The sequence below is a fragment of the Virgibacillus ainsalahensis genome (genome assembly GCF_055380755.1).
In genome coordinates, this window is record NZ_AP043943.1 from 3224128 (window position 1) to 3248261 (window position 24134).

At 41.2% G+C, this 24134-nt stretch carries 17 protein-coding genes; 4 read left to right on the forward strand and 13 right to left on the reverse strand.

Annotation, left to right across the window (positions count from 1 at the left end):
• Positions 1–31: 31 nt before the first annotated feature.
• The 8 genes from brnQ to glgB all read right to left on the reverse strand — a co-directional run bounded on the left by brnQ (position 32) and on the right by glgB (position 11627).
• Positions 32–1387, reverse strand: coding sequence for a branched-chain amino acid transport system II carrier protein (gene brnQ / locus ACZ427_RS15895; RefSeq protein WP_461177062.1), 1356 nt, complete (start codon positions 1385–1387; stop codon positions 32–34).
• A gap of 544 nt (positions 1388–1931) precedes the next feature.
• On the reverse strand, positions 1932–2813 hold the full coding sequence (locus tag ACZ427_RS15900; RefSeq protein WP_464883459.1) for an IS3 family transposase: 882 nt from the start codon (positions 2811–2813) through the stop codon (positions 1932–1934).
• A 26-nt stretch (positions 2814–2839) separates the two neighbouring features.
• Positions 2840–3148 carry a transposase gene (locus ACZ427_RS15905; protein ID WP_464883460.1) on the reverse strand — a complete coding sequence of 103 codons (309 nt, stop codon included), beginning with the start codon at positions 3146–3148 and terminating at the stop codon, positions 2840–2842.
• 288 nt (positions 3149–3436) lie between these two features.
• Complete coding sequence (locus tag ACZ427_RS15910; protein WP_464883461.1) at positions 3437–5866, reverse strand: glycogen/starch/alpha-glucan phosphorylase; 2430 nt, start codon at positions 5864–5866, stop codon at positions 3437–3439.
• A gap of 13 nt (positions 5867–5879) precedes the next feature.
• The gene (gene glgA / locus ACZ427_RS15915; protein ID WP_461176754.1) at positions 5880–7304 is read right to left on the reverse strand and encodes a glycogen synthase GlgA; all 1425 of its coding nucleotides are present in this window, start codon (positions 7302–7304) and stop codon (positions 5880–5882) included.
• Between the two features lie 145 nt (positions 7305–7449).
• Positions 7450–8550 carry a glucose-1-phosphate adenylyltransferase subunit GlgD gene (gene glgD, locus ACZ427_RS15920; RefSeq protein WP_461176759.1) on the reverse strand — a complete coding sequence of 367 codons (1101 nt, stop codon included), beginning with the start codon at positions 8548–8550 and terminating at the stop codon, positions 7450–7452.
• Between the two features lie 9 nt (positions 8551–8559).
• Entirely contained in the window at positions 8560–9717 is a 1158-nt protein-coding gene (locus ACZ427_RS15925) for a glucose-1-phosphate adenylyltransferase (RefSeq protein ID WP_461176753.1), read from the reverse strand.
• Positions 9714–11627 carry a 1,4-alpha-glucan branching protein GlgB gene (gene glgB / locus ACZ427_RS15930; RefSeq protein ID WP_461176752.1) on the reverse strand — a complete coding sequence of 638 codons (1914 nt, stop codon included), beginning with the start codon at positions 11625–11627 and terminating at the stop codon, positions 9714–9716. Before glgB ends, ACZ427_RS15925 begins: the two co-directional genes overlap by 4 nt.
• Before the next feature lie 326 nt (positions 11628–11953).
• Here glgB and pulA point away from each other — a divergent pair, with 326 nt between their 5' ends.
• Complete coding sequence (gene pulA / locus ACZ427_RS15935; RefSeq protein WP_461176751.1) at positions 11954–14068, forward strand: type I pullulanase; 2115 nt, start codon at positions 11954–11956, stop codon at positions 14066–14068.
• Positions 14069–14151: 83 nt separating this feature from the next.
• Here pulA and ACZ427_RS15940 read toward each other — a convergent pair whose 3' ends face one another.
• The 5 genes from ACZ427_RS15940 to ACZ427_RS15960 all read right to left on the reverse strand — a co-directional run bounded on the left by ACZ427_RS15940 (position 14152) and on the right by ACZ427_RS15960 (position 21060).
• The gene (locus tag ACZ427_RS15940) at positions 14152–14394 is read right to left on the reverse strand and encodes a phage holin (protein ID WP_461176750.1); all 243 of its coding nucleotides are present in this window, start codon (positions 14392–14394) and stop codon (positions 14152–14154) included.
• A 702-nt stretch (positions 14395–15096) separates the two neighbouring features.
• Entirely contained in the window at positions 15097–16818 is a 1722-nt protein-coding gene (gene cydC / locus ACZ427_RS15945) for a thiol reductant ABC exporter subunit CydC (protein WP_461176749.1), read from the reverse strand.
• Positions 16815–18548, reverse strand: a complete 1734-nt coding sequence (cydD, locus tag ACZ427_RS15950) for a thiol reductant ABC exporter subunit CydD (protein ID WP_461176748.1) — start codon at positions 18546–18548, stop codon at positions 16815–16817. The genes cydC and cydD overlap by 4 nt, the downstream gene beginning before the upstream one ends.
• Positions 18549–18700: 152 nt before the next feature.
• Complete coding sequence (locus tag ACZ427_RS15955; protein ID WP_461176747.1) at positions 18701–19714, reverse strand: cytochrome d ubiquinol oxidase subunit II; 1014 nt, start codon at positions 19712–19714, stop codon at positions 18701–18703.
• Positions 19714–21060 (reverse strand): cytochrome ubiquinol oxidase subunit I, encoded by a 1347-nt coding sequence (locus tag ACZ427_RS15960; protein ID WP_461176758.1) that lies wholly within the window; start codon positions 21058–21060, stop codon positions 19714–19716. Before ACZ427_RS15960 ends, ACZ427_RS15955 begins: the two co-directional genes overlap by 1 nt.
• Positions 21061–21445: 385 nt before the next feature.
• On the opposite strand from ACZ427_RS15960, the gene ACZ427_RS15965 reads away from it, so the two are divergent.
• From ACZ427_RS15965 to ACZ427_RS15975, 3 genes are read left to right on the forward strand one after another with little or no spacing between them, the layout of a single operon-like run.
• Entirely contained in the window at positions 21446–22198 is a 753-nt protein-coding gene (locus ACZ427_RS15965) for a GTP cyclohydrolase II (protein WP_461176746.1), read from the forward strand.
• Positions 22191–23291, forward strand: coding sequence for a bifunctional diaminohydroxyphosphoribosylaminopyrimidine deaminase/5-amino-6-(5-phosphoribosylamino)uracil reductase RibD (gene ribD, locus ACZ427_RS15970; RefSeq protein WP_461176745.1), 1101 nt, complete (start codon positions 22191–22193; stop codon positions 23289–23291). Before ACZ427_RS15965 ends, ribD begins: the two co-directional genes overlap by 8 nt.
• A gap of 13 nt (positions 23292–23304) precedes the next feature.
• A complete protein-coding gene (locus ACZ427_RS15975; RefSeq protein ID WP_461176744.1) occupies positions 23305–23871 on the forward strand; it encodes a 5' nucleotidase, NT5C type in 567 nt (188 codons plus the stop codon).
• Positions 23872–24134: the final 263 nt, after the last annotated feature.

The window sequence follows — 24134 nt, forward strand, 5'->3', positions numbered from 1 at the left end:
CCTCTTATATGAGGAAACCGGCTTTTGTTTTTTATGCATTCACGGTAGATAATTTTTGTACACGAGCAATTACACCTGTAATCGCAATAACAATTACCGCCGGCAATAGCCATCCAAGGCCCTGATTATATAGTGGCAGTGTCTGTTCATAGAAGTTAACGACAGGTACCATCCAACTAAAATAATCAATTCCAAGTGAGTCACATAGTGATTTTAAACCGTCAAATACACTAATCAAAAATGTCACGGCAATGGTCGAAACATATACCATACGCGCATGATTAAATAATGGAGAAATGAACGTCAATAACATAAGCACAATTGCCAGAGGATATAGGAACATCAAAACAGGGATAGAATAAGTTATAATATTTGCCAATCCGAAATTTGCAATGATAAATGTGATTGTCGCAAAGAATACGACCAATGTTTTATAGCTAATTTTTGGGAATAGTGTATGAAAGTATTCCGCATTTGCTGTTGTTAATCCGATTGCTGTTGTCAAACAAGCAAGCGTAATAGCAACTGCCAGCAAAATAGATCCTATTGTCCCGAAATAGTAAGATGCGGCACTGCTAAGAACAGGCCCACCAGTTTCAAATATTCCAAAAACCCCAGTACTTGTTGCACCTAAATAAGCAATTCCAACATAGATAGAACCAAGCAATAAGATTGCCACAGTACCTGCTTTTGCTGTTGTAGTAAGTATTCCTTTTCTGGATGTTACACCCATGGAACGAATAGCACTTATTACGATAATACCAAATACCAGCGAAGCAAGTGCATCCATCGTATTATAACCTTCCAGGAATCCAGTTACGAATGCCCCACTTGCATAGGCTTCCTGAGGTGCCTCAAAGGTTCCCATCGGCTGAATAAAGACCATGATCAAAAGAATGGCTAGCAGAACAACAAGACCAGGTGCTAAAATTTTCCCCACATTGTCAACCAGCTTTGCCGGTTTCAATGAAAACCAGAGTGTCGCTGCAAAGAATATCAGTGTAAAAATAAGTAATCCGAGTTGTGCATTTCCCTCACCTACAAATGGCATGATACCTACTTCATACGCCACTGTACCAGTACGTGGAGCTGCAAAAAATGGTCCAATCGTCAAATAAAGAAGTGACGTGAAAAATATGGCATAACCCGGATGAACTCTACTTGCAAGTTCCTGAAGGTTTTTACTTCCAGAAAAGCTCATTGCGATGATACCCAGTAACGGTAGGCCAACCCCTGTTATTAAAAAGCCTACTATTGCCGGCCAAAGGTTAGTGCCGGCATTTTGACCAAGCTGCGCAGGGAAAATCAGATTTCCTGCACCGAAAAATAGTGCAAATAGCATAACTCCGATTGCTGTATAAGATGAAAATGACAGTTTTTCCTTCATGTTGCTACCCCCTATGATTGTTAATATAAATGCAGATGCTATTTTTAAATCAGTTAAAATCTATATGCAATATATTAGTGAAACCTATCATACTATCTTTTTTAGAGAAATGCAATATATCACAAAATATTTTTTGATAATTTCCGCAAATTTTGGATCTTCATCTCCCCCTCGGCAGGCGCGTTCCTTCATTGCGCTTATGAAGTAGGATAGTTCTATACTTCCTGATACCAAAAAAAGCCATTTATCCACAATAAGCGGATAAATGGCTTTGCTTTTATTTTGTAAATCGTTCCTGTTGTTATGGTTATATTACTAAGATACTAAGATCCAGGCAATATTCGAGTGATGGTTCACATGATTTGGGCGATGATCAATTCCTCGAGGGTGATGTCTCACTCGATTCGGGCGATGATGGACTTCTGTCAATAAAGTGGACAAAAACAGATGCAAAATTGAACCATTTTATTACTTCCGCGCGACTCTCTCCAAGTCGCTTGGATGCCTCTGCGTAAGGGAACGAATCATAAACCGATGCGTTCCCTTACGCAGAGGTTTTTTGTTCATTTTCGATCTCTGCTTTGTGGCCCATTTCATAGATCTTTTCTCGTTCCATTGGGCTCAAATAATCAATTGACGAATGCATACGTTTCTCGTTATAAAATTTGATGTAAAATTGAATTGCTAACATAGCTTCAGCTTTTGTGGGAAATACATGCTTATACAAAAATTCTTTTTTTAAAGAAGCGAAAAAACTCTCCACACAGGCGTTATCATAGGGATTCCCCTTCCGGCTCATACTGACTTTGGCAACAGATTCTTCAAGCGTGTTCAAATAAGCGTTAGCACAGTATTGAGATCCTCTGTCTGAATGGTGGATTAATCCTTCCTCAGGCTGACGTAGGGCAATTGCTTCCTTTAAGGCGTCCAGCGAAAGCTGCTGTCCCATGTGATCATCCACTCGATAGCTAATTATCCGACGTGCATAAAGATCCATAACCGGATTTAAGTACAGAAACCCTTCCCCTGTATGAACGTAGGTAATATCTGTCGCCCAAACCTGATTTGGTGCTTCGGGCTCAAATTCTCGATTCAAATGATTCGAAAAGGTCGGCTGTTTGTGACCTGAATCGGTCGTGTGAACGAACTTTTTCGGCGGCGTGGCATAAAGATCCAACTTCCTCATCCGGTTCGTCACTTTCTTTTTAGAGACATCAATATTGTCCCGGTCACGAAGCTTTTTGTGAATGCGCGGACTCCCATAAAAACCATGATTATCATGATAGTGAAAAAGAATACGCTCATCCAAATAACGATTAAACGCTTCTCGCTCTGTTTCCGCCCGTTCTAACCGTTTCACATATTCGTAATAACCAGAAGTCGACACACCAAGAACTTCGCACATCTTCGTAACGGTGTGCTCCATGCGATGATCATGGATAAATGCGAACCTTACTCCTTTTCCTGCGTGAAGATGTGCATCGCCTTTTTTAGAATCTCATTCTCCTCTTCCATTTCCAATCTATTTTGACGTTCCTTTTCATACAAATCCTTATATTCCGAGGCCGTGAGCAGTTGGTTCTGCTTCTCTTTCTCCGCCCTTTTTCGCCTATCTCTATACGCCTGAACCCATCTCCTTATAGTTCCATAAGGGATATCCAGCTTATTACTTATGTCAGTTTGTTTGTGACCATCCAGGACAACCATTTTCGTCACATATTCCATAAACTCAGTGCTATAAGTCTTGTATTTTTCAGCCATAGTGAACACGTCCTTTTAGATTTAGGTTTGATTAAAACATGGATCAATCCCTGTGTCCACTTTTTATACTAACTCTAATGATTACTTCCTCGAGGGTGATATTTCACTCGATTCGGGCGATGATCAATTCCTCGAGGGTGATATTTCACTCGATTAAGGTGATGATCAATTCCTCGAGGGTGATATTTCACTCGATTCAGGCGAATGATTACTTCCATGAGGGTGATAATCACAGAAACCTGAACGGCATCTCACAAGGTTTTAGACAACGATATTCCGCACCACCACCTAAACCTGTTTCAGTTTCCATATGTTTGTTGCGTATTGTTTAATCGTCTGATCACTCGAAAATTTTCCCGAATGAGCAATATTGGTCACACTCCGATTGAGCCATGTCAGCCGGTCCCTGTATGTCTGCTCCACTATTTCATGTGTTTCGATATACGGTTCGAAGTCCTTCAACACGAAGTATGGATCATTATGGGAAAGAATATTATAATAGATATCTTTAAATTCCATTTCCTGTGAACCAAATTCTCCCTGATTCAGTTGATCCATAATTCTTCTGACCCTGTCATCCGTGTTGTAAACGTCTGTCGCGTTATATCCTCCATGGTGGTAGTAGTCCAATACTTCTTCTGCTGTTAAGCCGAAGATAAACATATTCTTGTCTCCAACAAGGTCGTTGATTTCAATATTGGCACCATCCATTGTTCCAAGAGTCAAAGCACCATTCATCATCATCTTCATGTTTCCTGTACCGGATGCTTCCTTACTGGCAGTGGAAATCTGTTCACTAATATCCGCTGCCGGAATGATTTTTTCGGCAAGGCTGACATTGTAGTTTTCCAGAAAGATGACTTTCAGTTTCCCCCGAATATCCGGATCATAGTTCACAATGGAAGCAACTGTATTAATCAATTTAATTACTTCTTTTGCCAAATGGTAACTTGGTGCAGCTTTTGCTCCGAAAATAAAGGTACGTGGAGTCATATCCTGCTTTGGATTTTCCTTTAACTCATTATATAAATAAATGACATGAAAAATGTTGAGCAACTGCCGTTTATATTCATGGAGTCGTTTAATCTGTACATCAAATATGGATTGATCATCCACTAAAATACCGGTCCGTTCGTGAATAAAAGCTGCCAGTGCTCTTTTATTATCATGTTTCACCTTATCGAACTTTTCCAACAGTGGACGGTCCTTCGTATATTTCAATAGGCTGATCAATTGCTTCGGACGTTTAATCCATTGTGGACCGATTACCTCTGTTATTAATTCAGCCAATTTGGGATTCACCTGTAACAGCCATCGCCGATGCGTGATTCCATTTGTCTTATTATTAAACTTATCAGGGGTGTGAGTGTAGAAATTTTTCATTTCCTGTTTTTTCAAAATTTCCGTATGGATCCGGGCAACCCCATTCACACTAAAACTTCCGGCAATTGCAAGTCTTGCCATATGCACCTGATCATCCGCAATGATTGCCATTTCAGGGATTTTTTCACGCAGTTCCTTATGATCAAACCAAATCCCTTTGCAGAAACGCTCATTAATCTCATCAATTATCATGTAAATTCTTGGAAGGAGATAGTTAATCATTTCTTTTGGCCATGTTTCCAGTGCCTCACTCAATGTTGTATGATTCGTGTAAGCAAAGACTTTTGTGGTTATTTTCCATGCTGCATCCCAGCCTAAATGTTCCTCATCCATTAAAATCCGCATCAGTTCCGGGATCCCCAAACTCGGGTGTGTATCATTAATTTGAATAACTACTTTTTCTGGTAACCTGCCAAGTGGCATTTTATAGTTTTTCTTAAATTGATGAATAATATTTTGGATACTGGAAGAGACAAGAAAATATTGTTGCTTCAATCGCAATTCTTTTCCTTCATGACTTGAATCATCCGGATATAAAAAACCAGTAATTTGTTCAATAGAATGCTGATGCTCCAGATCATGATAAAATTCCGATTCACTTTCTATTATTTCTTCATCTTCGTGATAAACCGGCTCTGCACTCCAAAGCCTTAATGTGTTAGCCACTTCATTCTGGTATCCGACTACCGGAATATCGTACGGAACTGCCATCACTTTATCTGTATTTTCATATTTGAATTCCAACGATCCATCGTTTTTCTTGAACATATGTACATTCCCTTGAAAATGGATGACAATTGCTTCATCTTCTTTCCGGTTTTCCCAAGGGTACGGATCTTTTAGCCAATAATCCGGAAGTTCCACCTGGTTGCCATGAATAATACGCTGTTCAAATAAACCATAACGGTATCTGATGCCATAACCATGCCCTGGATAATGAAGAGAAGCAAGCGAATCAAGGAAGCATGCCGCCAAACGCCCCAATCCTCCATTTCCCAAAGCTGCATCATGCTCTTGAGCATAGACTTCCTCCGGATCATATCCCAGCTCCTCCAGCGCCTGATTTGAATTATGCAGCATTCCACAGTTAAGCAGATTACTTTCAATTAAACTGCCGATTAGAAACTCCATGGATAAATAATATACCTGCTTCACTTTTTTTTCTGTATATTTCTTATTTGTGTTCAGCCAGTCATTTCTGATTTCATCATTTACCAGTGACGCAAGCACATAATAGATATCTTTAGTGGTGGCATCCTTTACTTCTATCCCTTTTTCTTTTCTCAATTTAATCGTGATCTGTTCCTTTATGGTATCTGCTGTAAGCTGAGGCAAGAGCGCTCCACTCCTATCCATATATTGGTGTTAACTGTTCATACATTTCACTATATTCCCGGGCAGAATCCTTCCAGCTGAACTGACTCATATTTACATTCCTGGATAGTTGCTGCCACGATTCAGGATTATGATAGACTTTATGAGCGTACCGTAATACATTCAGTAAATCGTGTGCATTATAATTCGGAAAACTGAATCCATTCCCTTCTCCGGTCAATTCGTTATAAGATGAAACCGTATCCCTCAGACCGCCTGTTTCCCTAACAATTGGTACTGTTTTATACTGCAGGGAAATGAGTTGGGCCAAACCACAGGGTTCAAATTTTGATGGCATCAAAAAGAAATCAGCACCTGCATACATATGTCGTGCCAATCCTTCATCAAATGTTAACATTGCTGCAGCTTTTTGGGGATGCCGGTCAGCAACTCCTCGAAAATAGTCTTCAAATTCCTCTTCTCCGGTACCTAAAAGAATAAATTGCACATCATCCTCAAGGAATTCATCTAAAATACGCTGAATGAGATGGACACCTTTTTGCTCCGTGAGACGGCTAATCATTACGTAAAGCGGCATATCTCCATTAACAGGCAGTCCGGCTTTTTCCTGAAGGGCAATTTTATTTTCCCTCTTCTTCGCTCTGGAGGAACGATAATTTACAGGGATAAGTGAATCTGTTAAAGGATTGTATTCTTTTGTATCAATACCATTGAGCACCCCGGTCAGATCATCCGCTCTTTCACGAAGAATGGCATCAAGCCCTTCACCATAGTATGGATCTTTTATTTCCTCTGCATAACTTGGACTGACAGTAGTAATTCTATCCGCATGGAACAATGCACTTTTGAGACAGTTCAACATTCCGTTCCATTCCATGCCTCCAATATGCTCTCTGGATAACTGAAAAAAATCATCAAACGTTCCAAGCGGCATTACACCCTGGTATTGAATATTATGAATCGTAAATACTGTACTCATCTCTTCAACCGGCTGCATAATATGAGCCAGAGCGACAGTCATTCCTGCCTGCCAGTCATGTGCGTGGAGGATATCGGGTTTAAAATCGATGTGAGCAAGTGCCTCAATCACTGCCCGTGAAAAAAACACAAACCGCTCTCCATCATCGTAATATCCATAGACACCTTTACGTGTAAAATAATAATCGTTGGCGATGAAATAATAGACAATACCGTTATAGGTTAATGAATAGATATCCGCTTCCTGATTTCTCCACCCAAGTTCAACATCCAAAGAGGTATGATATGCCATTTTATCCCGCCACTCCGCGGAAATTTCATCATAAAGCGGCAGAATTACCCGGGCTTCTATTTGTTCATGCTGCTTCAAGCTTTGGGGCAGAGAACCGATTACATCTGCAAGCCCCCCGGTTTTAACAAACGGTGTACATTCAGAGGCAACAAACAGTACCTTCTTCATTTGATTTCTCCTTTTTTAAAAGATAAGATATATAATTTTTGGCAGAGAACAATTATATTAGATTACCTGCCACGTCCAGCTCCAGCGCCTACCCCTCTTGCCTTAGGATGACTAAGGCGCCCTGAGCTTTTGTCCGATCAACTATTTAGTAAACAATCTGCCTTTTTGCGACTACATATGGTTTATCTCTTGAGCCAATAAGCTTCTGGTCTGCTGTCACATGTACATCTTTATCCAAAATCACATTTTCCAGGTGAACACCATCTTCAATCGTACAGCGCTGCATAATAATGGAATTCTTTATGGATGCACCCTCTCCTACTTTTACACCTCGAAACAGCACACTGCGTTCTACATTACCGTCAATGACACAGCCATTTGCAAAAATGGATTGATTCACAACGGCATTATTACGGTATTTCACCGGTGGATAATTTGAGATTTTTGTCCGGATAAAATTAGTCTTGTAAAATAACTCCTTGTAATTCTCTTCCGCTAATAGATTCATATTATGCTGATAATAACTGTTAATTGTATTGATAAACGCATTGTACCCTTGATGCTCATATACCTGAATATTCAAATCCGCAAGTTTATCCTTAATTCCATGAATGAAAAAGTTATCATGGTGGTAAGCAATACAATAATCTACCAAATCTATCAGCAGATCTTTATTAATGATATACACACCAGTAAATAACCTTGGGTTCCTCTTGTCGTTTGTAATATTCTGGACCCACCCCAAATCATCTGATTCAATCCGGAAATATGGATCATGTTCCGGTCGTACCTTCTCAACATCTGTGGACACGAGCGTCACATCAGCCTCGCTTTCCAGATGTGCAGCAAAGGCATCCTTGTAATCCGTATTGGAAATGAATTGACTGCCACTAATCAGAACATAATCTGATTTTCCTCGGAGCAAATAGTCACGGTTATTATGGAAAAAACGTAAATCTCCTTTGGACATATCCGTCGGATCATTCCAGTCAGGAGGAAGGATAAATAACCCTCCATGCCTCCGGTCCAGATCCCAATTTTCACCTGTTCCAAGATGATCCATCAAAGAACGGTATTTATCCCGCACGAAAATTGCTATTTCATCAACATTTGAATTAACCATATTCGAAAGTGTAAAATCAATCAGCCGGTAGCGTCCCCCAAAAGGAATGGTTGCCGCATTGCGGAAATATGTCAATTCATTAAAAACATGGTGTTCATTACCCAGATTTATTAGACCCATCATTGTTTTCACTTAAATTTCTCCTCCTGTAACTGATGTCATCTGATTTAAGGTGTCCTGATCAATCACCAGCGGTTCCTCAGCTATCTCCACTTGAATGATTGTTCCATCCGGTATCACTGTATTTTCCATGACAATGACCCGATCAAGGAGCACATTTTTCCCAATGACCACCCCCGGATGCAAAATGGATTGACGAATGATTGCATCAGACTCAACTTCTACATTTCTGAATAACACCGAATTTTCTATAGTACCGTAAACCCAGCAGCCTGAATTAATCAGCGAATTCTTTACAAGTGCTGTCTCCCCAAGATATTGTGGCGGGTAATTGGATGCTTTCGTGTGTACCCTCCAACTATTATTCGTCAGAGATGGGGGGCCTCCATTTTCATCAAGAAGATCCATATTTGCTTCCCAATAACTCTGAACGGTACCGACATCTTTCCAATAACCTTCAAAGCGATAAGCAAACATTCGGCGTTTGTCCTCAAGCATTCCGGGTATGATGTCCTTTCCAAAGTCATGGCTGGAAGATGCATTTTCTGCATCCTCTTTTAAATAGGATTTTAATATTTCCCAAGAAAAAATATAGATACCCATTGATGCCAGGTTACTTTGTGGCTTCTCTGGCTTTTCCTCAAATTCATAGATTTCCAGATTTTCCGTTGTGTTGAGGATGCCAAATCGGGAAGCCTCCTCCCATGGTACGGATATAACAGAAATAGTCGCCTCGGCACCAGTTTGTTTGTGCTTTTCCAGTAATCGTTGATAATTCATCTGATAAATATGGTCTCCCGAAATCACAAGCACGTATTTCGGATTGTACTGATCGATATAATGAATATTTTGATAGATAGAATCTGCCGTTCCCGAGTACCAGTCTCCTCCGTTTTTCGCTGTAAAAGGGGATAGGACGGTTACGCCGCCATTACGCCGATCCATATCCCAGGGTTTTCCATTTCCGATATGCTTATGGAGCTCAAGCGGAGAATATTGTGTCAACACACCCAGTGTCTGAATGCTTGAATTGGTGCAATTACTTAAGGTAAAATCAATGATCCTGTATTTCCCGCCAAATGGAACTGCCGGTTTTGCCAGATTGTTAGTTAATGCTCCTAACCGTTTTCCCTCTCCTCCAGCTAACAACATCCCTACACATTCCTTCATTCTGCATCCTTCCCTTCATTTGTTAGTCGAGTAAATACTGCAATACCCAATGGCGGAACTTTTATCTTCAAATGGTGATCCAAACCATGCCACCTCTCAGGAAAGCTGAAATGCTCTGCTTCATTTATCTGACCGGAGCCCCCAAATTCTACCCTGTCCGAATTAAAGATTTCCTGATAGGTTCCTGGAGTTCGCACACCGACTTTATAGTCATAACTGACATGGGGAGTGAAATTACAAACAATCACTCGCTCACTATCTGAACCCTTGCTTTTTCTGAAAAAGGCAATAATACTTTGATCAATATTGTGTGGGTCTATCCATTCAAACCCCTCCGGATCGTGATCTAATTCATAAAACGCTGTATTTTCAAGGTAAAAATGATTCAATGCTTTCACATAATGGAACATTCCTAAGTGAAGCGGATATTCCAACAAGTGCCAGTCCAATTCTTGCTTATCCTTCCATTCTGCATATTGGGCAAGTTCACCACCCATAAATAACAACTTCTTCCCTGGATGTGCCATCATATAGCCATACAGTAACCTTAGATTGGCAAACTGCTGCCATTGATCTCCAGGCATTTTATCGAGTAAGGACTTTTTTCCATGCACCACTTCATCATGGGATAAAGGTAAAAGGAAATTCTCTGAATTGGTGTACATAAACGAAAAGGTAAGCAAATTATGATGCCATTTGCGATGAACCGTCTCTTTTTCCATATATGTAAGCATGTCGTTCATCCAGCCCATATTCCATTTGAAATTAAAGCCGAGTCCGTCTGCATACGTTGGTGCCGTCACAAGGGGAAGATCGGAACTGTCCTCTGCCAGCATCAGGGTATTTGGCTCATAGGAAAAAACAACCTCATTTAACTTGCGAATAAAAGCGAAGGCTTCCAAATTTTCTTCTCCACCATATGAATTGTAAATTTTCTCTTCGCCATCGGATTTACCAAAGTTCAGATAAAGCATGCTGGCTACCGCGTCTACGCGAATCCCATCAATATGGTACTCCTCCAGCCAGAAAAGGGCATTGGAAATCAGGAAACTCTGTACTTCAGGACGTCCGAAATCAAAAGTCAATGTTCCCCACGATCTTTTTTCAGCCTTGTTCGGATTGGAATATTCAAAAAGGGCTTCCCCATCAAACTCTCTGAGTGCAAAGTCATCCTTGCAAAAGTGACCAGGCACCCAATCCATAATGACACCAATATTTGCCCTGTGGCACTGATCAACGAAGTATTTGAAGTCTTCTTTAGATCCATATCTGGAAGTCACTGAAAAGTAACCGGAGATCTGATACCCCCAGGAAAGATCGTATGGATGCTCGGCAAGCGGAAGCAATTCGATATGGGTGTAACCCAGTGACTTCACATATGGAATCAATTCTTCAGCAAGTTCACGGTAAGTGTAAAATTCACCAGACTCTTTCGTTTTCCATGAACCTAAATGAACTTCATAGATGGAAACAGGGGAAGTATATGGATCGAAAGTTTCTTTTTGATTTTGCCAGACCTGGTCCTTCCATTCATAGGTAAGAGATTCTGGAATGATGGATGCGGTCAAAGGACGTAGCTCGGATTGAAGTGCATAAGGATCAGCTTTTAATATCACATGATCAGCAGAAGTTATAAGCTCATATTTGTAGGGTAATCCAGCGGAAATACCAGTGAAGAATCCTACCCATAACCCTTCATCATTCACCTTATGAAGTTCATAGTTTTCTCCTTTCCATTCATTAAAGTCACCGACAACACGGACGTTTTTCGCATGTGGTGCCCAGACAGCAAATCGAAAGCCTTGTTCCTCTTCCCATTCCAGGGGATGACACCCCAGAAACTGTTGACTGCGATAATTTGTACCTTGGTGAAATAAAAAGATTTCCTCTTCAGAGATGGTGTAGAACAAGATGCTTCCTCCTTTTGTATATTGTAAAATAACTGTAGTTTTGGATAAGTTTGGGATGAATAAAGTAAATTATAAAATCTATGGGTGGGTAATACAAGGAGTTAAAGGTTATTTTTCTGAAAATTCGTTCGACATTTTATTTATCGTTAACGTTTTCATTGTCAGTACTTGTCGAATCGATTCAACTTATTGTCAAAAAGGTTTAATGAATGGAAGATACGGCTATTATTTTGTTTAAGTAGAACTTTTCTAAGCTATAAGTTATCCTGATTAGGAATTATGGCATATACTAAAACAGATAAAGGAAAATCGAAGGAGTTGCTGTTGTGGAAACCCGTGTAGCCTGGATTGATGACATTCACAAATTAACTGTCATCTCCAACGATATAGATGAACTGATTCAAGATGAAAATCCACCCGTCATTTATTGGGAAGACAAAGAAAAATACTTTCAGACAAAAATGGAAGAGAAGATAGAACATTCCATTGTACATGTAAGCTTTTTTGAGGACCTTCCAATGGGAGAAAACCTTGTTCTTCTATGGGGGGGAATCGAAATACCTGTATATCCAGGCGCCATTGTACGCACAGATTGGTTTGATTATCATTACGGAGCACCCGACGCAGAGCTTGGGGCCATATATGAAAACTCTGCAACAACATTTGCTGTCTGGGCACCGACAGCAATTTCTGTAAAATTATCCCTGGGTGAGCAACAGCTTCTGTTGAGCAAACCGGAAAATGGGGTATGGAAGCTAAAAGTGAATGGTGACTGGCATGGATTTGCCTATGATTTCGAAATCACCGTCAATGGAAAAAAGACCCGCTGTAACGACCCCTATGCAAAAGCGTTACTTGCCAACAGCGAAAAAAGTGTTGTCATTGATTTGTCCAGAACAGTACAAGAAGACAACCGGCCACGATTTGATAATCTGCAGGATGCTATTATTTATGAACTCCATGTCAGAGATGCAACCGTACATGACGGAAGTGGTATAAAAAATAAGGGTAAATTTTTAGGGTTGACAGAAAAAGATACCTCAAATAGTAATGGCTCCTCCACTGGCTTTTCTTATATTAAGGAATTAGGCTGTACCCATGTGCAGCTCCTGCCAGTAAACGACTTTGCACGAGTAGATGAATTAAATCCAGATAAGGAGTATAACTGGGGATATGACCCCCTCTATTTTCAAGTCCCTGAGGGCGGTTATTCCACCTCGCCGGATGACCCGCTCGTAAGGATCAATGAATGTAAAAAAATGATTCAATCCTTCCATCAGGAAGGGCTCTCCATCATTCTTGATGTTGTATATAATCATGTATTCATTATGGAAAATTCATCTTTTGAAAAGCTTGTCCCAGGTTATTATTTCCGTTACCACGCGGATGGAACGCTAAGTAACGGAACCGGAGTGGGCAATGATTTTGCCTCAGAGCGGAAAATGGCACAGAAATTTATTCTGGATACGATAGACTTCTGGCTAAAGGAATACCACGTGGATGGATTCCGGTTTGATTTAATGGGCGCAATGGACATCGAAACAATGCAGAAAATTCAGCAACGTTGTGGAGAAGAGAAAATACCAATTATGCTGCTTGGTGAAGGTTGGGATCTCCCTACTGCTCTTGAGTCGAGCAAAAAGGCCACTTCGGCTAACTCCAGGGAATTGGTGAGCACCCGTTTTTTCAATGATTATTTTCGTGATTCACTAAAAGGAAATTTATTTGATGCCACTGATAGTGGTTTTGTAAATGGAAATGGCCACTTTATCGAGAGAATGCCAAATCTCGTTACCGGGTCAGCGCTTGATGAGTTTGGAGAGTCTGTTGTAGCTGACGTGGATCAAACCATCAATTATGTTGAATGTCATGATAACCATACCCTTTGGGACAGGCTGCTTCTCACCAATCCAGAAGAAATCGAGATGAATCGAAAGAAAATCCATCAACTGGCAACAGGGATTACACTCCTAAGTCAGGGCGTTCCGTTTCTTCATGCCGGCCAGGAATGGTTCCGAACCAAGCAGGGAGATGAGAACAGCTATAATTCTGGTGATGGGATTAATCAATTGGATTGGAATCGGCGGGAACAAGAAGATGAAACGATACAACTTATCAAAAATCTTATCTCTATTCGAAAAAAATATGATGTTTTCCGAATGACTTCCAAACGGGAGATAAGGAGAAGGTTCCATCTTTTGGAGACACCACACCCACTTTTCGGATTTACACTACTTGGTGATAATGAGGACTTCGCCATTTATGCAAATCCAACGAAGGATGAACACGAGCTACACCTCCCTTCATCAGGTAATTGGAAGATCGCAGCAACAAACGCGTTCGACCAGAAGCAAGAGCAGTCAGAAATAAATGGAGAGTTTACGTTTATTTTGCCATATGAATTAATTGTTTTGAAGAAATTATTAAATGGAAAGCATTAGAAAGAAGCTAATCGGAGCATAGCCGGTTAGCTTCTTTTTTTATTTCAGATTAGAATCATCCATGTGGAAATTCCAGATAATCTCTATGGCTCCTTATCCTTTCTGGGCTTACGATAACTGAGGGCATTAATGCTGTCATTCATCCCGCTGGTTGTTGGGTCAGATATAACACCACTGGCCACCAGTACAAGCAAGATAGCATCAACATACGCTTCATATCGCCCAGCACTAAGTAACTCCAGATCCTGAACAATCAAACCAATCAATCCAAAAATTGCCACCCAGAATGGATAACTGAAAACACGTACTTTCCAGTTGATTTTCATGGTTGTTACCTCCTTCACTATTATCTATGCAGACAAAGTATTCGCAGTAACTGCATTTGTTCCAGAGAAACATCCATTTTTTTGTTTGTGGAAAGATTAGTTCGGTGCCTGTGGCATATGGTGCTGCGCTCATGGCCGGTGGTACTGCGTTCGCATACTGTAGTACTGCGTTCATGGCCGGTGATACTGCGCTCTCGTCCTGTAGTACTGCGTTCACGGCCGGTGGTACTGCGCTCGCAACCTATAGTACTGCGTTCGCGGCCGGTGGTACTGCGCTCGCAACCTATAGTACTGCGTTCGCGGCCGTGATACTGCGCTCGCATCCTGTAGTGCTGCGTTCGCGGCCGGTGATACTGCGCTTGCATCCTGTAGTACTGCGTTCGCGACCCTAAGTACTGCGCTTGCATCCTGTAGTACTGCGTTCGCGACCCTAAGTACTGCGCTTGCATCCTGTAGTACTGCGTTCGCGACCCTAAGTACTGCGCTCGCAACCTGTAGTACTGCGTTCGCGGCCGGTGATACTGCGCTTGCATCCTGTAGTACTGCATTCGCGACCCTAAGTACTGCGCTCATGGCCGGTGGTACTGCGCTCGCATCCTGTAGTACTGCGTTCGCGACCCTAAGTACTGCGTTCGCATCCTGTAGTACTGCGCTCGACACCAAAAGTACTGCGCTCAGGCCAGGAAGTCTGCGTTCATCACGCTACAATAAATTCTTTTCAATCTCTTTCATTTTGTAAAAATAACCCTGATGATCCATCAACGCCTCAAATGTTCCAGATTCGATAATCCTGCCTTCTTCCATGACAATTATCTGATCTAGTTTCTCAAGACCTGTTAAACGGTGACTGATAAGCACAAGTGTGTCATTTTTCGCCTGTTCAAAAAGCTGCTCATAGATAGATTGCTCCGTAAGGGCGTCCACAGATGAGGTTGGTTCATCAAGCAGCCATAGACGTCCTCCTTTCAGCATTGCCCTGGCAATAGCAAGTCTTTGTTTCTCCCCTCCCGAGAGGTTTTCACCTTTTTCAAAGACAGAATCATCCAGGGAAAAATGCTCAAGCTTCACCTTTTCTAACATGATCTTCAATTGCTCATCAGTCAAATCATCTCCTGCAAGAAGCAAATTTTCCCGGATTGTGCCATAGAAAAAGTGGTTTTCCTGTAGCATAACATTTGCCGCTTCCCAAATATTTTCCGCTTTAATCCAATCAATGGAAACATCATCATAACGAATATCTCCCTGATTGGCAGAACTTATTTTCAAAAGCAGCTGCATCAGTGTTGACTTTCCAGAACCACTCGGCCCGACGATGGCTGTTTTCGAACCTGCCTTCAGTTTTAAATCAATGTCTTTCAATGCTGTTCTCCATTCATCAGGAAAAGAAAATGTTACATTATGCATGTCAATAGACGGCGCATGCTGATAAGAAAGCTGTTCCTCAGGTTCTATTTCTTTTTCACCTGGATTCTCCTCTTCCCGTACAACGGAAAAAAGACGTGTTGCTGCACGTTTGCTGTCCTGCATGTGAATGGGAAAGACAGCCATTGGTCCAGCATCTTCAAAAACAGTTAAAGAAATCATTACCAGCATAGCAAGCAGGATTCCTTCAAGTTCGCCTCCCGCAACGAGATAAGATCCCAGTCCCAGCACGACCCAGGAAATGAATAGTGATATAAACGTATTTACCGACTGACTGTATAACTTGTTGACACCTTCCATTTCCTGTTCGTTGATATATGCATCTGATGATCTAATCAGTTTATCTTCTTTTTCCTCCAACTTCTGATAGATTTTCAAATCACGAAATCCATGAAGGAGTTCCGTCACTTCCGTTGATAACGCTCCCCTTCCCTCTCTTACATGACTATCAATCTTTGCCTGCTTCATCGCAAATAAAGCAGGCACAACAAAGGTTGTAAGAATAAGACCGATAAACAGAACCACTGCCACAGATAGTGAAAAGAATGTGGTAAATAGAACGGTTGTTAAAAACACCATGACCAATACGATGGGCGGATAAAAGACGCGTAAAAAGTAATTTTGCAGGCTCTCCACATCTCCAACAATTCTGGAAAGCAAATCACCGCTTCGGTATTTTTGAAAGATCCCCGGTGCTAATGGTTCCAATTTTTCAAAGAAGGAGACACGCAAGTTACTTAAAATTGTAAATGTTGCCCTGTGGGAGAAATACCTTTCTGCATAACGGCTTAAAGCTCTCGTAAACCCGAGCAGCTTCACAGTAGATGTTAGAATAATTAACGCATATAAAGGCGGTGTAAGGGCCGCTTTCGAAATCAGGTATCCACTGGCAGCAAAAAGCCCGACAGCAGCTATCCCTGCAATAAAGCCGGCAACAATTGAAATAAAGATATCCCTTTTCTCTATCATCACTAATTTCGTAACAACAGCTAAATCCTTCATGATGCGTCACCTCCCTGCTGTACTGTCACCATATCCCGGTATTCTCTCACTGTTTCAATAAGCTCCGTATGGGTACCTGAAGCAACCAGTCTTCCATTCTCAAGGAAAAGAATAGTATCCGCATTCTTAATCGTATGAAGACGATGCGCCACCGTAATGACTGTAGCATCCTGCGCCAACCGATGCATCGATTCTTGAAGTATGCTTTCGGTTTGCAGATCCAGCCCTGTTGTTGGCTCATCAAAAAGAATGACTGTTGGCTTTTTCAGGAAAGCCCTGGCAATGGCAAGCCGTTGCATCTCGCCACCAGAAAGGCCTCTTCCTCCTTCACCCACGAATGTCTCATAAGCCTTTTCCAATGATTTGATCATTACAGAGATACCCGCTTGTTCCGCGGCCTGTTCAATTTCTGCCTGGGTAGCGTCGAAATTAGCACCAACTGCAATGTTTTGTGCAATTGTTCCGGAAAAAATATACGGATGCTGCGATATATAGCTTAATTGATCAAACCAGTCCTGCTCTTTATATTGAGCCATCGGTTTTCCGTTAAGATGTATATCACCTTTAGAAGGAGCCATTAAACCAGCAATTCCATGAAGCAGGGTCGTTTTACCTGAGCCTGTTCTGCCAACAATGGCAACTTGCCCATAAGCAGGTATTTCTGTACGTATATGATCCAATGCAAATTTTCCCTCGCCATAACTGAAACCAGCGTCCTTCAGTTCAATAATTGGCGGTGTTGTTTCTGATAAAAAACTTGCCTCTCCCCAAGTAATTCCCTGCTCATCATCTGCCAGTTCATCCTCCACCTTTTTCGCCGCGCCCATACTGCTTCTTCCATTGTGAAAGGCATTACCGAGTTCCTTCAAGGATGTATAAAACTCCGGAACAAGTACGAGCACGAAAAAAGCGGTGAAAAAGGAGATACTTTCATAAATAATTAGCTGGATAGCCAGCTCAAGTGCCACAATACCAATGCTGAGCATGGTAATTACTTCTAACATAAAAGAATTTGTAAAGGCAACCTTCAAAATCTCCATCGTTGCTTTTCTAAAGCCGAGACTACTTCTTTGAATTTCCTCTTTCTGCTGTTTTGCCTTTCCGAATAGTTTCAGTGTTGTCAGTCCCTGCAGGGTATCCAGGAATGTTCCTGAAAATGCCGCAAGCTTGTCCAGTTGCTCCTCTGATTTTTTCTTTGTTTGCATGCCAATAATAACCATGAAAACAGGAATAAATGGAGCAGTAATTACCATAATAAGTCCGGAATTGATATGTTGGGTGAAGACGACAATGAGAATCAAAAGCGGAATAAAGGATGTTTGGATCATTTGAGGAATATATTGGCTGAAATAGCTGTCTATTTCATCAACAGCATCCAGCATAACACTGACTTTTCGACCGGACTGCCCACGCAAGGAAGCCTCTACGGGCGAGTTTGAAAATTTATTTAACAGGGACTTTCTAAAATCACTTTTTACCTTTGCAGCTAATTTGACGCCTGTGCGTCCATTCAAATAATTGAACATCGTTCTTGCAAGCATAACAAGCAATAACCCTCCCAGGAATGGCAGGATTTCTGTAAAAGCCTTTCCTTGAAGAAAGACGCTATCCACAATTGCAACAAAAAGATATGCTTGGATAATTATCATAACACCTGACAGCACAGATGAGAGAAGCAAGAACAACATGCTTCTCTTCTCTGTTGAAAGCTTATTTTTCAGTTCATTCATACCTGTTCATTTCCCCTAACTTAAGAAGTCACATAGGCGTTAGAAAACTTGGCTAAACGCCCAAGCCCTTGTGGCGAAAACATTAGCCCGCACTTATGCAGTAAGGAAGTTTTATACTTCATAACTGCTAAGAAAATATTTTATCAAAACCGTTATTTCTTCCCTTTTACATAGTCGGCATTAAATAAAAACAGTTTAAAGACGAGAATCAGGGATGGTATCAATAACAATAATCCGCCAATAAATGCTGCCACTAAGGCAATTCCCATGGATTCATGGGTGGCACTGTCATGAATGTTGATATAAGGATCGAGTATATACGGGAAATGCCCGATGCCATATGCAAAAAAGGCAAAGAAGAATTGCAGCATGGTACTAATAAACGCAAGCCCGTATTTTCTTCCCGAATAAAGCAACCACATTGTAAGCATGAAAAACGCCACAGACAGACCCAGCATCCACCAGAGATCCATCATATTTTGAAAATGTCTTTCATTATGCTGACTTAAGAAAATGAATGTCGTTAACCCTGCAATGATTGTAGGCGTACTCCAGAACAGTGCGTAATCTCGCACAAGCTTTAATGCCGGTTTATCATTTGCCCGTGAGGCATAAAAGGTTAAAAACGTAGCACTGATGAACAATACGGATACAATAGCCAACCCTACGATACTCCATGACAATGGACTCGTAAACAGTTCGAGATACTGCAGTGATACGACACCATCTTCTTCTATGATAAATCCACCTTCGGATAAAGTTAAAGCAACAGATAGCGATGCCGGGATTAGTAATCCGGTTGCGCCGTATAAAAACATGTAGACATTACTCTGTTTGGAACCATAATTTTCAAATGCGTAAAAAGATCCCCTAATGGCGAGCAGTATAATCGCAATGCTTGCCGGAACAAGCAATGCAGAGCCATAGTAATGGGCAGTGTCCGGGAAGAATCCGATAATACCGACAAAGAAAAACACAAAGAACACATTGGTTATTTCCCATACCGGTGACAGATATCTGGAAATCAGCTTGTTAATGATATGATCTTTCTTTGTCATTTTCGCATAATATGCAAAAAATCCAGCACCAAAGTCCACAGAAGCAATGATCAGGTAACCATACAGAAAGATCCATAGGACAGCAATACCAATCAGTTCATAACTCATTATTCATCACCCTTTTCTATGCTTGGGTATTTCTTCTCAAGTTCTTCCTCAACTGGGTTATTACGGAATATCTTTCGCAATGTAACGACACACAATGTCCCTAACACAATATACAAACCTAGGAACAGAAAGAACATGAGACCGATATATGGGGAAGAAGTTGCTGCTTCATCTACCGTCATATAGCCTCGTAATATCCACGGCTGGCGGCCGAATTCAGCATAGAGCCAACCGAACTCTATCGCAAGAAATGCCAATGGTCCACTCAGTACGAGAAGCCATAACAACACCTTATTATGTTCATTCCATTTTTTCACCCTGCTGACAATCAAATAAAGCAAAGAAATTCCGACAAGCGCAAAGCCAATTAAAACCATTAAATCAAACAAATAATGCACAAAAAGTGGCGGTGTTTCCTCCTCAGGGAACTCTTCCAGACCAGTCACCTCCGCATTAAAGTCACCAAACGCTAGAAAGCTTAAAAACTTTGGTATGCGAATCTCGCCCACTGCTTCATGTGCATCATTGAGCCATCCAAACAGAATCAAATCCGCTCCCTCTTCTGTTTCAAAGTGCCACTCGGCAGCAGCCAATTTTTCCGGTTGGTGTTCTGCCAGGAACTTCGCAGAGGTATCTCCAGCCAATGCGGTTAATACACCGAATATGAAAACCAGTGTCACCATTAGCTTTAATGCCTTTTTATGATAATCAGATGCCCGTTTCTTTAATATTGAAAAGGCCGCTATTGCCGCCAGCATAGCAGCAATGGTTAAGTATGCGGAGCTTAATACGTGAAAGACCTTCGTTGGTGTAGCAGGGTTCAGCATCGCAGCAATCGGATTAACCGCAGCAAATTGGCCACCTTCCATCGCAAATCCATCTGGTGTATTCATGAAGCCATTTACCATCGTAATAAATACAGCCGACATTCCTCCACCAATTACAACCGGTAAAGATAACAGCCAGTGGGTATATGGTTTTTTAAAACGATCCCACGTATATAAGTAAATCCCTAAAAATATTGCCTCAAAGAAAAATGCGAAAACTTCCATAAATAACGGCAGTGCAATCACATTTCCTGCCAATTGCATAAAGTCAGGCCATACCAAGGATAATTGCAACCCAATGGCAGTTCCGGTCACCACACCAATGGCAACTGTAATGACAAATCCGCGGGCCCAGCGTCTGGCCATCATCAGATAATGCGGATCCTTCTTCCTGATTCCAATAAATTCTGCAATGGCAATCATTAATGGAACCCCGACACCTATGGTAGCGAATATAATATGAAAACCGAGTGTCAATGCAGTAAGCATTCTACTCATCAAAACCGTATCCATTTCCAGCACTTGAAAAACCTCCCTGTAAAATCATTTATCAAATTCACTACTGAACATATATTTAGTCTTTTTAACTGCGACAAATCAAGATTGCTCCAGATGTTTAGTTTAACTAACTTTTATTGGCAGTATACAAACTAGTATAATCCATTTTATCATGGTAAAAGATGCTTCCGATTGACAATTAAATGACATTCAGAGAAACCCTGCACTCCAAAAAGATTGAATGGAGATTTGTTGATGGACTTTTATACCCTCATTCCTCTCTTTCGCATTTTTCACACATTCTCTTTTGAATAACTATAGAATAGAAGGCATCACTTTGAGAAAAATAAATTGATGATATACGACTTTTTCATTATACTAAGGTGAAGTGAAAGGAGACAGTACAATGGGTATCAACCTTGAATCTAAAGTTTTTTCCGTTTTAAAAGATAAAATTCAATTAATCAAAAATAATGACAGTGCGATATATTTAGTGGGGCCAATTCAGCTCCCGGTCAATCTATATGGAGAAACTATTGTATTCCAATGGTACTGTTGGCTAAATTATGATGAAGTTACCGAGGATTACGAAAAAATCATTGATCGCTTAGCCTCTGCAAACCTGGCAGAATATCAGCAGTCCAGTGTACTCGTATACGGAGACTTTGAAAATTCGGATGATGCACTGATCCGTATGCATTCCATCTGTCATACCGGTGACATTTTTGGAAGTAAACGCTGTGACTGCGGCTTTCAACTGAAAGAGTCGATGAAAAAGATTACAGAGCATGGAACAGGCGCATTGTTTTATTTAGCCAACCATGAAGGGCGCGGCATTGGGCTGTTCAGCAAAGCAATGGCCTATGTGCTTCAGGAAAACGGATATGACACAGTGGAAGCGAATGAAAGTCTAGGTTTTGTCAATGATGCCAGAAACTATGATGACGCCATTCGAGTTCTTCAAACTTTACGCACGAAACCTGTAACACTTATTACAAATAATCCGAAAAAACTTGAAGCATTGAAAAACGCGGGTTTATCCGTTTTAGGAAGAACACCTTTATGGGGTGATATTTCCGAATATAATAAAAAATATTTACAGACGAAAATCAATAAATCCGGTCACATAGAAGATGAAGGGACCTGTCCAAATGACTAATCATGAATTCTATATGGACCTTGCTTTAAACAATGCAAAGGCAATGAAAGGCCAGACTGATCCAAATCCGCTGGTAGGTTCTGTCATCGTCAATGACAATCGAATTGTAGGAATAGGTACCCATCTAAAGGCTGGAGAGCCGCATGCTGAAATCCACGCACTCCGTATGGCCGGTGAAAAAGCAAAAAACGGAACAATTTACGTGACGCTTGAGCCTTGCTCACATCATGGAAGGACCGGTCCATGTGCAGAAGCAATCGTTGAAGCAGGAATAAAAAAAGCCGTTATTGCCACGCTTGACCCGAACCCGTTAGTTGCAGGCACTGGTGTCAAGATACTGGAAGATGCCGGAATCGAAGTGGATGTCGGTGTGCGTGAGGAAGAGGCTCGTATAATGAATGAAGTATTCAATAAATTCATCATGCAAAAGAAGCCCTTTGTAACACTGAAAGCCGGAATTACGTTAGATGGAAAAGTTGCAACACATTCCTTCAGCAGCAAGTGGGTTACATCGGAAGAAGCCAGACTTGATGTCCACCAGTTACGAAGTGAAAACATGGCAATCCTTGTCGGAATAAATACCGTAATGAAAGACGACCCTATGCTGACTGCCAGAATACCGAACGGGCGAAATCCAATCCGCGTTGTTTTGGATTCCACTTTAAAAATTCCATTAGACTATCAACTCATTACAGACAAACAAGCTGAAACATGGATCTTTACAAGCCGGAAATATGACAGGGAGAAGCGAAAAACACTAGAAGACTCAGGAATAGCCGTAATCGAAACAAGTGGTTCAACATCGGTCAATCCAAAGGAAGTCGTCCAGATTTTAGGAGAAAAAGGTATATCTTCTGTATTTATTGAGGGTGGCGGAAATATCAATGCTTCTTTTTTAGAAAACCAGTTGATTGATAAAGTCGTCCTTTATTTTGCACCGAAACTGGCAGGCGGGAAAGACGCCCCTACTTTCCTTGAGGGTACAGGAATTGATCAGATGAAAGATGCTGTAGAACTAACGGATACAGATATCATTAAAATCGGCAAAGACTTTAAGTTTACCGGATATCCAAGCCACTATAATGAAAGTTGAGGGGGGATGGAATATGAGATTTGGTTTTGATATTGATGATACGTTAATCAACCTGAGGGAGCATGCATTTAACATTTATAAAGAGAAGTTAAATAAACATGTTTCCCGTGACGATTTTTTAGAATTAAGACGGGTGGAAATCCATGAACTCTTTGGCTTATCAGAAGAACAGGGCAAAGAGATGTGGAAAGATTCAATGGAAGAAGTCTATTACACTACCTGTCTTCCATTTCCAGGCGCAATTGAAATGCTTGATGAGCTAAAAGAGCAAGGACATGAGATATTCTATATTACCGCAAGACCAAAAGGGCATGGGGAAAGAACAAAAAAATGGATGAAAGAGCAGGGATTCCCTATCCGGGATGACAGGTTTTTCTCCGGAATGAAGGATAATGAAAAGGTGCATATCATTAAAGATTTGCAACTTGATTATTATGTTGATGATAAACCTGTCGTTCTTGAGACACTGACCGATCAGCCGACAAGTCTATTCATCAAGGATCAGTCCTATAATCAGGAGATGATAAATCTCCCAAGGATTACAGACTGGGCTGATTTTAAAAAGCTAATTAAAAAGTAACTTAGATAAGAAACCAACATGGCCGCTAAGAGCACACGGCCACCATCTATAATGAAAACAGCAATTTAATCAGAAAACTGTCTCCATATGCTTGGGGCCGCGATTACTCATCACATCGAAAAGACTTGTTGCTTTTGACACAAAATATATAAAAGACGAAGTAACTGCTGGGTTGATTTCCGCTGCGGACCGTTACTTTCCGCGGGCACGGCTTTAGCCTCCTCGAGAAACCCACTCTGCGGGGTCTTCAGCTCGTGCTGTTC